This is a genomic window from Flavobacterium niveum, from assembly GCF_055231775.1.
Genome location: NZ_JBUYSX010000024.1, coordinates 1 through 319 on the forward strand (window position 1 = coordinate 1; position 319 = coordinate 319).

The following is a 319-nucleotide window of genomic DNA, read 5'->3' on the forward strand; positions in this document are numbered from 1 at the left end:
TAAGCTGACAGCTTTTAGCTATCAGCTATTGTGCTTTCTATTTCTTACTGTATTTCAATCTCAATATGTCAATGAACTTTCTATAGTCTGGAGCCTAAGGTCGAAAGTCGTAAAGCCCGAAGACTTTTTACTTTATGACTTTAGTCTTTCGACTAAATTGGTGGAGAATATCGGAGTCGAACCGATGACCTCCTGCGTGCAAGGCAGGCGCTCTAGCCAGCTGAGCTAATCCCCCATTTCTTTAGCCGTCAGTCATCTGCTTTCAGCTTTAAGCGGAACGTTGATTACCCAACTTCTAAAATTTCCTTTTAAGTATTCT

Annotated in this window: 1 tRNA gene; it reads right to left on the reverse strand. The window is 41.1% G+C overall.

Annotated elements, in window-relative coordinates:
- Positions 1 to 158 precede the first annotated feature (158 nt).
- A tRNA-Ala gene (locus ACZIX4_RS19970) sits at positions 159 to 235 on the reverse strand.
- Between the last annotated feature and the right edge of the window lie 84 nt (positions 236 to 319).